The 12,814-nt window shown below is 73.4% G+C and carries 11 protein-coding genes; 8 read left to right on the plus strand and 3 right to left on the minus strand.

Going from position 1 to position 12,814, the window contains the following annotated elements:
- Positions 1-22: 22 nt before the first annotated feature.
- The gene (locus tag OG852_RS23430) at positions 23-1,417 is read right to left on the minus strand and encodes a ricin-type beta-trefoil lectin domain protein (RefSeq protein WP_133910914.1); all 1,395 of its coding nucleotides are present in this window, start codon (positions 1,415-1,417) and stop codon (positions 23-25) included.
- A gap of 54 nt (positions 1,418-1,471) precedes the next feature.
- Complete coding sequence (locus tag OG852_RS23435; RefSeq protein WP_133910915.1) at positions 1,472-2,920, minus strand: hydrolase; 1,449 nt, start codon at positions 2,918-2,920, stop codon at positions 1,472-1,474.
- Between the two features lie 301 nt (positions 2,921-3,221).
- On the opposite strand from OG852_RS23435, the gene OG852_RS23440 reads away from it, so the two are divergent.
- From OG852_RS23440 to OG852_RS23455, 4 genes are read left to right on the plus strand one after another with little or no spacing between them, the layout of a single operon-like run.
- Positions 3,222-4,808, plus strand: a complete 1,587-nt coding sequence (locus tag OG852_RS23440) for a phage tail sheath subtilisin-like domain-containing protein (protein ID WP_133910916.1) — start codon at positions 3,222-3,224, stop codon at positions 4,806-4,808.
- A 56-nt stretch (positions 4,809-4,864) separates the two neighbouring features.
- Positions 4,865-5,308: a phage tail protein gene (locus tag OG852_RS23445; protein WP_133910917.1), complete on the plus strand. Its 444-nt coding sequence runs from the start codon at positions 4,865-4,867 to the stop codon at positions 5,306-5,308.
- Positions 5,308-5,805, plus strand: coding sequence for a hypothetical protein (locus OG852_RS23450; protein WP_133910918.1), 498 nt, complete (start codon positions 5,308-5,310; stop codon positions 5,803-5,805). The genes OG852_RS23445 and OG852_RS23450 overlap by 1 nt, the downstream gene beginning before the upstream one ends.
- The gene (locus OG852_RS23455) at positions 5,802-5,960 is read left to right on the plus strand and encodes a DUF6760 family protein (protein WP_166663439.1); all 159 of its coding nucleotides are present in this window, start codon (positions 5,802-5,804) and stop codon (positions 5,958-5,960) included. The genes OG852_RS23450 and OG852_RS23455 overlap by 4 nt, the downstream gene beginning before the upstream one ends.
- 1,244 nt (positions 5,961-7,204) lie before the next feature.
- Here the strand turns inward: OG852_RS23455 and OG852_RS23460 are convergent.
- Positions 7,205-7,867 carry a hypothetical protein gene (locus OG852_RS23460; protein WP_330348872.1) on the minus strand — a complete coding sequence of 221 codons (663 nt, stop codon included), beginning with the start codon at positions 7,865-7,867 and terminating at the stop codon, positions 7,205-7,207.
- Positions 7,868-8,684: 817 nt separating this feature from the next.
- On the opposite strand from OG852_RS23460, the gene OG852_RS23465 reads away from it, so the two are divergent.
- From OG852_RS23465 to OG852_RS23480, 4 genes are read left to right on the plus strand one after another with little or no spacing between them, the layout of a single operon-like run.
- Complete coding sequence (locus tag OG852_RS23465) at positions 8,685-9,656, plus strand: hypothetical protein (protein ID WP_330348873.1); 972 nt, start codon at positions 8,685-8,687, stop codon at positions 9,654-9,656.
- A gap of 52 nt (positions 9,657-9,708) precedes the next feature.
- Entirely contained in the window at positions 9,709-10,134 is a 426-nt protein-coding gene (locus tag OG852_RS23470) for a phage tail protein (protein ID WP_133910921.1), read from the plus strand.
- A 22-nt stretch (positions 10,135-10,156) separates the two neighbouring features.
- The gene (locus OG852_RS23475) at positions 10,157-10,882 is read left to right on the plus strand and encodes a CIS tube protein (RefSeq protein ID WP_133910922.1); all 726 of its coding nucleotides are present in this window, start codon (positions 10,157-10,159) and stop codon (positions 10,880-10,882) included.
- The gene (locus tag OG852_RS23480) at positions 10,882-12,795 is read left to right on the plus strand and encodes a VgrG-related protein (RefSeq protein WP_330348874.1); all 1,914 of its coding nucleotides are present in this window, start codon (positions 10,882-10,884) and stop codon (positions 12,793-12,795) included. The genes OG852_RS23475 and OG852_RS23480 overlap by 1 nt, the downstream gene beginning before the upstream one ends.
- Positions 12,796-12,814: the final 19 nt, after the last annotated feature.

Genomic DNA, 12,814 nt, shown 5'->3' on the forward strand with positions numbered 1-12,814 from the left:
GGCCCTTTGGGAGCGGGTGCCCCTACTCCACGCGCCACTTCTGGTTGGGCGTCCCCGAGCAGGTCCACTGCTGGAGCTTCGCCCCGTTGCCGGTCCCGTTGTCCTTGACGTCCACGCATTTGTTCGACTGCGGGTTGACGAGGTCACCGGCGTCGCTCAGCACGAACTGCTGGGCCGGGTTGCCGCTGCAGTTGGCGAGCTGGATGACCGCGCCGTCGTCCTTCGAACCCCACGCGACGTCCATGCACAGGCCGAGCGCGCGGACCGTGCCGTCGCTGCGGAAGTCCCACTTCTGGTTGGCGGAGCCCGCGCAGTCCCAGATCTGCAGCGGCGTGCCGTCCTTGCCCTTGCCGTTCTGGGCGTCGGTGACGTCGACGCAGCGGTTGGAGGCCCGCCCGATGATGAGCTGCCCGGCCGCCTCGGTCTGCTCGTCCGAGTCGTCGGATCCGCCACCGCCGCCGCCCGACCCCGAGGACCCGCCCGAACCGCCGCCGGACCCCGACCCGGAGCCCGACCCCGAGCCGCCGCCGTCACCGTTCTGCGCCGGGGCGGAGGCGGCCGGCTGGTCCGCCGGCGCCTGCGCGGAGGAGTCGGTCTTCGGCACGGACGGCGCCGCCACGGAGGGGCTCGGCAGCGCGGAGCCGTTCACCTCCACCATCTTCTCCGAGGCGAGGGAGCGCACCTGCGGCTTGTACGTCAGCCAGATCATCACGAACGCGATCGTCAGCGCCATCGCGATGCTCAGCGTCGTCGCCAGCCAGCGCGGCAGGAACCCGCGCTGCACGAACGTCCCGTCCACCGAGAGCGGCACCGCCCCCGAGCGCTGCACGCTCAGCGCGTACGGCCGCTGCTCCTTGCCGCCGAACCAGATGATCTGCCGGGGCCGCAGCGTGGTGTCCACGAACGCGGCACGGCCCGGCTCGATCTGCACGTTCGACGGCCGGAACTCGTACGACAGGGTGTCACCGATGTCCGCCCCCGCGACGGACGCGGTGACCCTGCTGTTGCCGAGGTTGTCGATCGCGAGCCGGGGCCGCCCCCGGAACCGCCCCTTCACGGTCGGCGGGACCAGCTCGGCCCGCACCTCCGTGAACGGGGTGATCGTCAGATTCCCCTCCGGCACGGTGGTCGCGTCCGGGTGCTCGGTCGGGGTGATCCGCACCGCGTACGGGTTCGGCCCCGCCGTCGCGTCCGGGGTGCGCGGCGGCGCGAACGTCAGCTCGACCGTGCCGGTCGTGCCCGGATAGAGCCGCAGCGTCTGCGGCTCCACCGTCGTCCAGGGCGCGACGGCCCCGACGGGCTCGAAACGGTACTCGTCGACCACGTCACCGGTGTTGCGCACCCTGAGTCTGACGGTCGTACTGCTGCCGGGGTCGACGGTCGCGGCCGCCGGCTCAAGAGAAGTCCACAGAGTCACCCTCACGGGCCCTTTCGACGGTTTCCTGCACGATGAGGCGCCGGAGCGACAGCCTCAAAGAGTGAAGCGGACCGCCTCCAGCTGGAGCTTCCAGTCCATGGAGCTGCCGCCGTAGATCCACTTGTCCTTGGCGTTGGGGTCCGAGCAGCCGACGCCACGCCAGCCCTTGTCCTTGATGTGCGCGTTCTGACAGACCGAACTGCCGTCCCCCAGACCGATGGTGAAGCCCTGGAGCGGCGAGACGGCCTCCTTGAGGCTGCCGATGTACATGTCGGCGCCGTCGGCCGCGCTCGACCACTTGGAGCCGGTCAGCCAGCCCTCGGTCACATGGGCGCCGTTGCCGTTGACGCCCTTGGTGCCCACCGTGGCGATGTTCAGCTCCTTGATGGGCAGGCTCTTGCCGGTCGTACCGGCGATCGCGCCGTCGCACACCGGGTCCTGCCAGCCGCGGTCGGCGACATAGGCGCGGTAGCAGATGTGCCGGCCGTCGCTGCGCGCCGCCAGGGCCTGCACCGCGTCGGCGGCGGTCTGCTTCTTCGGCTTGGTGGTCGTGCTCGACGACCCCCCGCCGCTCCCGCTGCCACTCCCACTGCCGCTACCGCTGCCGCTCCCGGCGGCCGCCGTGTCCCCGCCGGTGTTCGCGGGGACCTCCGGGGCGGCGGGCGCGCTGGTCTCGGCCGCGGGCGGCGCGCTCTCGATGGGCGCCGAGGGGCTGGGCAGCGCGGTGGCGCCGGCCTCCGCGAGCTTCTCCGTGGCGAGGGAGCGCACCTGCGGCTTGTACGCCAGCCAGATCATCACGAACGCGATCGCCAGGGCCATCGTGACGCTCAGCGCGGTCGCCAGCCAGCGCGGCAGGAACCCGCGCTGCACGAACGTCCCGTCGACCTCCAGGGGCTGCGCCCCCGACCGGCGTACGGCCAGCCGGTAGGGCTGCTCCTCCTTCGACCCGAACCAGATGATCTGCCGGGGCCGCAGGGTGGTGTCCACGAACACCGCGCGGCCGGGTTCGATCTGCACGTTGGCGGGCTGGAGCTCGTACTGGAGCCGGTCGCCGTTGTCGCCGCCGCTGAGGGAGGCGGTCACCTTGGTGTTGCCGAGGTTGTCGATCGCGAGCCGGGGCCGGCCCTTGAAGCGCCCCTTCACGGTCGGCGGGACCAGCTCGGCCCGCACCTCCGTGAACGGGGTGATCGTCAGATTCCCCTCCGGCACGGTCACCGCGTCCGGGTGCTCGGTGGGCGTGATCCGCACCGCGTACGGGTTCGGCCCCGCCGTCGCGTCCGAGGTACGGGGCGGAGCGAACGTCAGCTCGACCGTGCCGGTCGTCCCCGGGTACAGCCGCAGAGTCTGCGGCTCCACCGTCGTCCAGGGCGCGACGTCTCCGACGGGCTCGAAACGGTACTCGTCGACGACGTCACCGGTGTTGCGCACCCGCAGCCGGACGGTCGCCCGGCTGCCGGGGTCGACGGTGACGGAGGCGGGTTCGAGAGAAGTCCACAGGCTCACGCGGCGACGCTACGGTGTGGCCGGTGACCGAGGTCAGAGGCCACGGGGCAGAGCGGATGCCCGGCAGGACCGCACCGGCTGCCCTCCCGGCCGGGCAGGCCCCCAGGTCCGTCCCCGGCCCGCCCCCGGAGCCCCTCGGACGCCACCCGCCCCGGGGCGGCACCGAGGTCGCCCCCGAGCCGCCGATTGCCCCGCCGGGCAGCAAGCATGCCCCCGGACGTGCACGGAAGGACGTTTCGAGTGACGCGCTTCGCGCGTGAGGTTGGAAACGTCCTGACGCGTACCCCGAGGAGAGCACAGCATGCCGTCCTACCTGTCGCCCGGCGTATACGTCGAGGAGGTGGCCAGCGGCTCCCGCCCGATCGAGGGGGTGGGCACCTCGGTGGCGGCCTTCGTCGGGCTCGCCCCGACCGGCCCGCTCAACGAGCCGACGCTGGTGACCAACTGGACCCAGTACGTGGCGGCGTTCGGTGACTTCACCGACGGGTACTACCTGGCGCACTCCGTATACGGCTTCTTCAACAACGGCGGTTCGGCGGCGTACGTCGTCCGGGTCGGCGGCTCCCCGGCGGGTGTGGCCGGCGAGGCCGCCTCCCCCGCCGCCGTCGCCGGTGCGGCCGCCCCGGCCGCGCTGCCCGCCGGTGAGCCGAAGCAGCTCGGCACCTTCACCGTGACCGCGACCGGCCCGGGCAACCTGAGCGTCGAGGTCGCGGACGCGGAGGGCGAGGGCCCCGCCGAGCGGTTCAAGCTGATCGTCAAGGACGGCGACCAGCCGGTCGAGACGTTCGACGTGTCGGCGAAGAAGGGCAACCGCGCCTACGTCGTCACCCAGGTCAAGGAGCGGTCCCGGCTCATCACCGTGGCCGAGGCCGCGCCGGCCGCGCAGCTCGCCCGCCCCGAGAACCAGACGGTGGCGCTGCCCTCCGTCTCCGTCTCCGCCGCCGCCCCCGCCGTCCCGGCCACCGAGGAGCCGGCGTCCGTGGGTCCCGCCCAGTACCTGGGCGACAGCGCCGACCGCACCGGCTTCGGCGGCCTGGAGGCCGTCGACGAGATCTCCATGGTGGCGGTGCCCGACCTGATGGCCGCCTACCAGCGCGGCGCGATCGACCTGGAGCAGGTCAAGGCCGTCCAGCTCGGTCTGATCGCGCACTGCGAGCTGATGGGCGACCGCGTCGCGATCATCGACCCGCCGCCCGGTCTCAACGCCCGCCAGATCCGCGTCTGGCGCCAGGAGACGGCCGGCTACGACTCCAAGTACGCCGCCCTGTACTACCCCTGGATCAAGTCCTTCGACCCGGCCTCCGGCCAGTCCCGGCTGATCCCGCCGAGCGGCCATGTCGCCGGCGTGTGGGCCCGCAACGACTCCGAGCGCGGTGTGCACAAGGCCCCCGCGAACGAGGTCGTGCGCGGCGCGGTGGACCTGGAGATCCAGATCACGCGGGGCGAGCAGGACCTGCTCAACCCGATCGGTGTGAACTGCATCCGCGCGTTCCCGGGCCGGGGCATCCGCATCTGGGGCGCCCGCACCCTGTCCTCGGACCCGGCCTGGCGCTACCTCAACGTCCGCCGGTACTTCAACTACCTGGAGGAGTCGATCCTGATCGGCACCCAGTGGGTGGTGTTCGAGCCGAACGACCACGCGCTGTGGGCCCGGATCCGGCGCAACGTCTCGGCGTTCCTGGTCAACGAGTGGCGCAGCGGCGCCCTGTTCGGCGCGAAGCCCGAGGACGCGTACTACGTCAAGTGCGACGAGGAGACCAACCCGCCGGAGTCGGTCGACGTCGGCCGGGTGGTGTGCGAGATCGGCATCGCGCCGGTCAAGCCGGCCGAGTTCGTGATCTTCCGGCTCGCGCAGTTCTCGAGCGGCAACGGGGAGCTGGAGGAGTAGGTCCGTCCGCTCTCTCCTCGTAGCCCTCTCCTCAACCCCCTTAGAAGGAACCGAAGATGAGTCTCCAGCCGGGTGACGCCCTTACTTCGCACAATTTCGGCCTGCAGATCGACGGCGTGATGGTGGAGTACCTCGCCGAGGTCAGCGGCCTCAGCCTCGAACAGGACGTCATCGAGTACCAGCAGGTCTCCGCGCAGGGCAAGCCGGTCACCAAGAAGCTGCCGGGCGTGAAGAAGGCGGGCACCTGCACGGTCGTGCGCGGTATGACGCAGTCCGCCGCGTTCAACCAGTGGATCACCGAGTCGATCAACGGCTCGATGGGCTCCGCCCGCAAGAACGCCACGATCATGGTGATGGACTACATGAACAACCCGGTCAAGCGGTACAACATGCGCAACGCGTGGTGCAGCAAGATCGACACCAGCACCGTGAAGGCGGGCGAGGCGTCGGCGCTGACCGAGACCGTGACGATCACGTTCGAAGAACTGGTCATCGAGTAATGCGGCGTACGGCGGTGCGGGCGCCGCGGCCGGAGACGGAGCAGCCCTCCCAGGACTCCCCGGAGTTCCAGGAGGCGGCCCCCCTCCCGCCCTCGGCACCCGCGCCGGCCCCGGTGCAGCGACAGACGCTCCAGACGGAGTTCGCCTTCGAACTGCCGCGCGGCTACGTCGACGAGGCGGGCACGGTCCACCGCGAGGGCGTCATGCGGCTGTCGACGGCACGGGACGAACTCGTCCCGCTCCGGGACATCCGCGTCCAGGAGAACCCGGCCTACCTGTCCGTCGTCCTCCTGGGCCGGGTCATCACCCGCCTGGGCACGCTCCCCCTCGTCCACGACGGCGTGGTGGAGAACATGTTCGCCTCCGACCTGGCCTTCCTCCAGGACTTCTACCGCCAGATCAACGCCGAGGGACACACCCGCGCCACGGTGGAGTGCCCGCACTGCGCGGAGCCCTTCGAGGTGGAACTGGGCGGGAGCCGCCTGGGGGAATCGTGACGTACGCGACCGACCGACTGCACGAGGAGATCGCGTACGTCGCCTACCACTTCCACTGGTCCCTGGACGACATCCTCGACCTGGAACACCACGACCGCCGCCGCTGGACGAACCACATCGGCTCCCTGGTGACCCGGGGCGGAACGGAGAGCTGAGCGGTGGGTCTTCTGGATCGATTCCGGGGCGGAAGCCGACGGGGCACGGGGACACCGGCCCCGGACCCGGGCTCGGGGGCCGGGGCTTCGGACTCCGGGGCGGGCGGTGGTGCTGGTACGTCCGCTGCGGGGGGCGGGGTTTTCGAGGGGGGCGGACCCGTGGTGGCCGCGTCCTGGACCCAGCTGCCTCCGATCCAGCGAGCCGTGGCGTCCGGTACGGCGGCGGGAGTCGCCGACTCCGGGTTCGGCGGGCGGCTGGCCACCTGGCAGAACCCGGCCTTCACCGGCGTACGCCCACTGACGGTCCTGGACGGCAACCCGGGCGGGTTGCTGAGCGGGGTGGCGGGGACCGCTGCGGCGGGACCGGGTACGCCTGCTGCGCCGACGGGTTCGGGGCCGGGAGCGGGGGCGGGGGTCGGTCCCGGGACGGGTTCGGGTCTTGGGCCGGCGCCGGTGCCGGTACAGACGGCAGCGCTGCCGGGGCTACCGGGACTGCCGGGACTGCCGGGAGCGGCAGGGGGTCTGCCGGGGGCTGTGCCGGGACGGCCGGGAGCGGCGCCCGGGCTGCCGGGGGCTGTGCCGGGACGGCCGGGAGCGGCGCCCGGGCTGCCGGGGGCTGTGCCGGGACGGCCGGGAGCGGCGCCCGGGTTGCCGGGAGCGGCGCCGGGACTGTCGACGGCTGTGCCCGGGCTGCCGAGGGCCGTACCGGGCGGGCAGCGGGCCGTTCCCGTCGTACAGCGAGCTGTTCCGGGCGCGGGGCAGGCGGCTTCGGGGGCGGCGGGGGGTCGCTCCGGCCTGCCCGGAAGCGGGTCCGGTACGCCGGGGACCGCGCCGAGCCGGGCCGCGTCCGTGCGTTCGCCGATACGTCCAGGTGCCGTGGCTCCACGGCCAGGTGCGGGACGGACGCCCCCGGTTGCGGGACCCGGCGTCCCCGCTCCGGGATCCATGATCCAGCGCGCCACACCCGCTCTTCTGGGTGTCGGGCCCACGCTCCCCGGCACGGGCCCGGCCGTCCCGGGCGCCGCATCCGCGCGGCCCGGGAGCGGGCTTACGCACCCCGGTGGCGCGTCTGCGCAACCCGGTGCCGCACCCGCGCCCTCCGGTGGCGGGTCGGCCCTGCCCGGCGCCTCGTCCGCCCTGTCCGGTGCGGGACCCGTCCCCCCGGGACAGTCGTCGCCCGCACCCACGCGCGCGTACCCGAACCGCCCCGGCACCGCACCCGCCCCGCCGGTCGTGCCGGTCGTTCAGCGGGCCTCGGCAGCAGCGTCGGGATCCTCCCCGGTGGCCCCGGTGGCCGTGTCGAGGCGTACCGGTGACGTGTCGTCCCCGTCCGCCCCGGCCCCCGCGCCGGTCCCCGGGGTCTCGGCGGGCTCGCCTGCGCGCCCGGTGCCGTCGGCTGCCCCGGCCCGCCCCGGCGCGGTATCGCCGACCGCGCCGCCCCCGATCGGGGCGCCGCACCGGCCCGACGTCCCGCCCTCGTCGCCCTCGGCTTCCCCCGCCCCGGTCCCGGTCTTCCAACGGCACCCCGTACGCCCCGCGAACCCACCGTCGGCCACCCCGGCACGGGGCATCCGGGTGTCCCCGGCGGCACCGCGTCCGGCGGCGTCCGCCATCCCCCTGACCAGGTCGGCCCCGGCCCCGGTGCAGCGGCGTACGCTGCCCGCCCGGCTCCCGTCCGCCCCTGCCGCGCCCCGGGGCAGGAGCACGGACGGCGGCCGTCCGGCGGCCGGAAAGGAACCCGCGCCGGGCCCGGGCCCGTCGACGGTGGCTGCCCCGGTTCCCCCGCCGGCGGCGGCCGACGGGGTGCCCGCCCCTTCCGGCGGCGGGCATCCCGTACGAGGCCCTGTCCCCGGCCCCGCCGCCCCGCCTGCGGCGGACCTCCCCGTCCAGCGGGGGGTTTCGCCCATGCCCGAGGGCTCCTCCGCACCGGACGACCGACAAGCCGTACCCCCGAGTGCCCCGCGTCCAGCCGACCCGCTCCTCCAGCAGACGGCTTCACCCGCGCCCGAGAGCTCCACCACGGCCCCTTCGGCGAACGGCCCGGTCCAGCGCGCGGCTTCACCCTCCACCAACCTCTCCGTCCAGCGCGCGGCATCACCCGAAACCTCCCCCACGACCCCGAGTACGCCCACGGCGGCCCTCAACCCCCAACGGCCCGGCCCTGAGCCCGCCGTCCAGCGGGCCGTATCCCCGGCCCCGGTCGCCGACGTACCCGCACCCGCCCTCCGGCGCGAGGACGGCCGTACCCCCACAGTGACGGAAGGCGGCCGGCCACCGTCCGGCACGCCCGTCCGCCCGGGGGCCCCACGCCCGGTCCAGCGAGCGGCGACCGCACCCACGCCCGCTCCCCGGGCACCGCAAGCCGCACCCGCCACCGCCCCGACCGAAGCACCTGCCATCCAGCGAGCCGCAGCCCATCCGCCTCACCCGCAGAACGGGCCCGGCCGTCCAGGTAGCGCCGCCGCCCGGCCCGGCACGCCCACGCCACCCGCCACCGCCTCCCGCCCCCGCACCGGCCTCGGCGCTCCCCTCCCGGCGTCCACCAACTCACCTGGCCCCGCGGCCGTTTCGCGCACCCCACAGCCACCCACCACCACACCCCCGGCCGTGCAGCGCGCCACCAAGCCCTCCCCCCTCGGCGCCCCCCTCCCGGCGTCCACCAACTCACCTGGCCCCGCGGCCGTTTCGCGCACCCCACAGCCACCGACCACCACACCCCCGGCAGTGCAGCGCGCCACCAAGCCCTCCCCCCTCGGCGCCCCCCTCCCGGCATCCATCAACTCCCCCCGCCCTGAAGCTGGTTCACGCACCTCACAGCCACCGACCACCACACCCCCGGCCGTACAGCGCGCCACCAAGCCCTCCCCCCTCGGCGCCCCCCTCCCCGCCCGCCCGGCCGCCCCCGCTCCCACCACGCCGACACTCTCCAAGGGCTCCACCGCCCCCACGCCGATCACCCCTGTCCCGGAGGCGATCCAGCGCGCCCTGGCCCCCACCGAGCCACCGGCACACCCCGCACCCCCCACCACCCACCCACCGGCCACGCCCGTCCCGACGGACATCCAGCGGCTCCTGGCCCCCCGTCAGTCACCGGCACACCCCACACCGACCACCCCCGTTCCGGAAGCGATCCAGCGCGCCCTGGCCCCCAGCATCCAGCCACCGGCCCCGCTCACCGGCACACCGACCGCCCGCCCCACCACGCCGTACGCGACCTCCGGTCCCCGTGTCCAGCGCCGCCCGGTCGCCGCTCCCGTACCCCTCCGCCGCCCCACCCCCGGCACCGACCGCGTCCCCGTGGTCCAGCCGCGTGCCGCCTCCTTCACCACCCCGTCCCTCCCGGCACCACCCGCCCCCACCCCGCAGCCGCCCCTTCCCGCGCCCGCACCCGCGCCGCCCACCGCCCTCACCCCGCCGCCCACCTCCGCCGTCCAGCGGCGCGCAGCTCTCACACCCCCTCCGGCCGCCGCCCGAACCCCGGTCACACCGCCCCCCGGCCCGCGTCAGGGAGCCGGCGTCGAGCCCGCCGAAACCCGCACCACCCCCCAGCCCCCCGCCTTCGACCCCCGCGCCCTCACCGACTTCCAGCTGGACGAACTGACCCACCGCCTCACCGGCCGCATCACCCGCCTCCTGCGCACCGAACTCCGCCTGGACCGCGAACGGATCGGCAGACTCCGCGACCCCCGCCACTGACCACCACGGACCCCACCGACCGCCTCCGCCCCCAGAAAGGCCAGACCCCTCGATGTCCCGCGATCTCGACCCGGGCTCCACCATCTTCTTCACCCTGACCATCGACGGCGAGAGCCTCGGTTACTTCAACGGGTGCGAGGGCCTGTCCTCCCAGGTGGAGATCGAGCACCGCCAGGAAGGCGGGAACAACGGCTTCGTCTGGGCGCTGCCCTCCCGCGTCACCTTCTCCACCATCCGCCTCACCCGCCCCCTCACCCCGGACACCGCCAAGGTGGCCAAGTGGATCTCCTCGATCACCACCGGTGTGACCCGGCCGACCGCGCAGATCGCGGCGCTGCGGGCGGACGGTTCGGAGGTGGCCAAGTGGGGGCTCATCGACGTGCTCCCGGTCAGCTGGCAGGGCCCCTCCCTGGACCCCGCGAACCCGGGCGTCGCCACGGAGGTCCTGGAGATCACGCACCACGGTTTCACCGACTAGGACGGGAAGGGGACCCGACAACATGGCCAAGGGCAGCAGGAGCGGGGCGGGCAAGAGCCTGGTCCGCGCGACCCTCTCCATCCACGAACCGCCGGTCGGCACCAGCACCACCCCGGGCGGGCTGCGCAAGTCGTTCGAGTTCGAGTTCAATCCGGCGCAGTTGCAGGTGGCGCGGCGGGCGTTGTGGAAGGTGACGCCGACGGCGGCCGTCCGGGACGGTTCGAAGCCGGAGTTCATGGGGCCGGAGCCGCGCGAGATGAGCGTGGAGATCTTCCTGGACTCCTCCGACCAGCCGGACAGCAACACGGTGATGCAGAAGGTGGAGTCGCTGTTCGACTGCTGCGAGGTCACCAGCGGCAGCATCGCCGCGAACCAGCCCTCGCCGCCGTGGGTGGTGTTCCAGTGGGGGTCGTTCTCGACCGTGCACTTCACGGCGTACGTCAGCAGTGTCGACGTGTCGTACACCCTGTTCGGTACGACCGGGGTTCCGATCCGCGCCACCTGTCAGGTCCGGCTGCACGAGATCCCCAGCAAGACCAAGGGGCAGAACCCGACCTCGGGGGCGCTGACCGCGCAGCGGGTGCACCGGGTCGTGGCGGGCGACTCGCTGCAGTCGCTGGCGTGGCGGGAGTACGGCGACACGGCCGCCTGGCGGGACATCGCCGAGGCCAACGGCATCGACGACCCGACCCGGCTGCCCACCGGCATCGAGCTGATCCTGCCGTCCGCCGGGGAGGTGCGTTCCTGATGGTGGCGACCGCGTTCTCCAACATCATCAAGGTCACCCTGGGCGGCAGCCCCCTGCCGCCCGACTTCGCTCCGCTGCTGGTGGAGGGCTGGGTGGACCAGGGGCTCGGGGTGCCCGCCTCCTTCCGGCTGACGTTCCGCGACCCGTACCGGCTCGTCCTCGGCAAGCTGGGCGTGAAGTTCGGGACGCCGGTGGTGCTGACGCCGATCGCGGACGGGCAGGGGGCCGGGGATCCGCTGCTCACGGGTGAGGTGTGCGGGCTGGAGGCCGACTACGACGGCACCGGGTCCTTCACCGTCATCCGGGGGTACGACGCCGGCCACCGCCTGATGCGTCAGCGCCGGATCGCCGCGTACCGCAACCAGAGCGCCTCCGACATCGCCCGCAAGCTGGCCGCGCAGGCCGGGGTGCCCGTGGGGAGGATCCAGTCGACGAAGACGGTCTACGAGTTCATCAGCCAGGCCAACGTCACCGACTGGGACTTCCTCGCCCGTCTCGCCGACGAGAACGAGATGGTGATGTCGGTCGACTCCAAGGGGAAGTTCCAGTTCGTCAAGCCCGACCCCGCCTCCGGGGCGCCGCCGACCTCGACCCCGGGTGAGAAGAGCCCGTACGTCCTGGAGGCCGGCACCGACATCCTGCGGCTGCGGGCCGCCGTCACCTCCGCCGAGCAGGTCGCCACCGTCGAGGCGCGCGGCTGGGACGTGACGACGAAGAAGAAGCTCACCGCGACCGCGCCCGCCACCACCAACCCCGGCATCAGCATCGGGACGACCCCGGGTGAGGCGGCCGCCAAGTTCAAGCCGACCAAACTGGTCGACGCGCAGACGCCGTACGACCGGCAGTCGGAGGTGAAGTTCGCCGCCGAGGCCCTCGCCGACGACGTCACCGGGTCCTTCGCCGAGCTGGAGGTCATCGCGCGCGGCACGCCGAAGCTGCGGCCCGGTCTGCCCGTCACCCTCGCCGACGTGGGCGCGCCCTTCGAGGGCAAGTACACGGCCACGTCCGTACGGCACGTCTTCGGCGACGGCAAGCACTACGAGGCGTGGGTGACCGTCAGCGGGCGTCAGTGGCGGTCGCTGTACGGGCTCGCCTCCGGCGGCGGGGGCGCCGCCTCGCACAACGGCCTCCACCTTCCCGGTACGACGAACGCGCTGGTGACGGACGTACAGGATCCGCTGAAGCAGGGGCGGGTGAAGCTCCAGTTCCCCTGGCTGGACGACGTGTACGTCTCCGACTGGACGCGGGTCGCGCAGTGGGGCGGCAAGGACGGCGGGTCGATCTTCCCGCTCGACGTCGGCGACGAGGTGCTGGTCGCCTTCGACCGGGGCGCCCTCGACCACCCGTACGTCATCGGCGGCCTCTACAACGGCAAGGACAAGCCGACGCCCGTGAAGGACGTGCCCCTGCACGACGGGGCGCGGCGGCGCGCCGCCCGGCACACCCTCTCCGACCGCGACGGCAACCGCGTCGACCTGCTCAGCCAGAAGACCGGCGGCCGCAAGCAGGGCGTCAGGGTGACGTCCGGGGACGACCGGCTCGTCATCAACCTGGACCGTACGAAGACCGAGATCACCGTCGACAGCAAGGGCACCGTCAAGATCACGGGCACCCGGTCGGTGTCCGTCGAGGCCGGCACCGACCTCACGCTGAGCGCGGGCCGCAAACTCACCATCAAGAGCGGCGGACTGCTCGACATCCGCGGCACAGGCGCGGTCAACCTCAAGTCGCTGACCAGCGTCGTCGCCGTGGACGCACTGGGCGCGCTCAGCCTCAAGGCGGGCGGCGCGGCCACCGTCACCGCGGGCGGCACCGTCCAGGTCAACGCCACCGCCAACGTGGGCATCCGGGCCGCCACGCTCCTGCTGCAGGGCGTCGTGATGGTCAACAACAAGCCGTATCCGATCCCGTGAGAGCCGGGCGTTCCCCCAG

The sequence above is a fragment of the Streptomyces sp. NBC_00582 genome (genome assembly GCF_036345155.1).
Taxonomy (GTDB): domain Bacteria; phylum Actinomycetota; class Actinomycetes; order Streptomycetales; family Streptomycetaceae; genus Streptomyces.

Bases quoted from the DNA above. Each gene is read 5' to 3' on its own strand.
- OG852_RS23440 (WP_133910916.1), top strand. From the start codon at position 3,222: ATGCCGTCCTACCTGTCGCCCGGCGTATACGTCGAGGAGGTGGCCAGC.
- OG852_RS23445 (WP_133910917.1), top strand. From the start codon at position 4,865: ATGAGTCTCCAGCCGGGTGACGCCCTTACTTCGCACAATTTCGGCCTG.
- OG852_RS23450 (WP_133910918.1), top strand. From the start codon at position 5,308: ATGCGGCGTACGGCGGTGCGGGCGCCGCGGCCGGAGACGGAGCAGCCC.
- OG852_RS23460 (WP_330348872.1), bottom strand. From the start codon at position 7,867: ATGGGCGAAACCCCCCGCTGGACGGGGAGGTCCGCCGCAGGCGGGGCG.
- OG852_RS23470 (WP_133910921.1), top strand. From the start codon at position 9,709: ATGTCCCGCGATCTCGACCCGGGCTCCACCATCTTCTTCACCCTGACC.
- OG852_RS23475 (WP_133910922.1), top strand. From the start codon at position 10,157: ATGGCCAAGGGCAGCAGGAGCGGGGCGGGCAAGAGCCTGGTCCGCGCG.
- OG852_RS23480 (WP_330348874.1), top strand. From the start codon at position 10,882: ATGGTGGCGACCGCGTTCTCCAACATCATCAAGGTCACCCTGGGCGGC.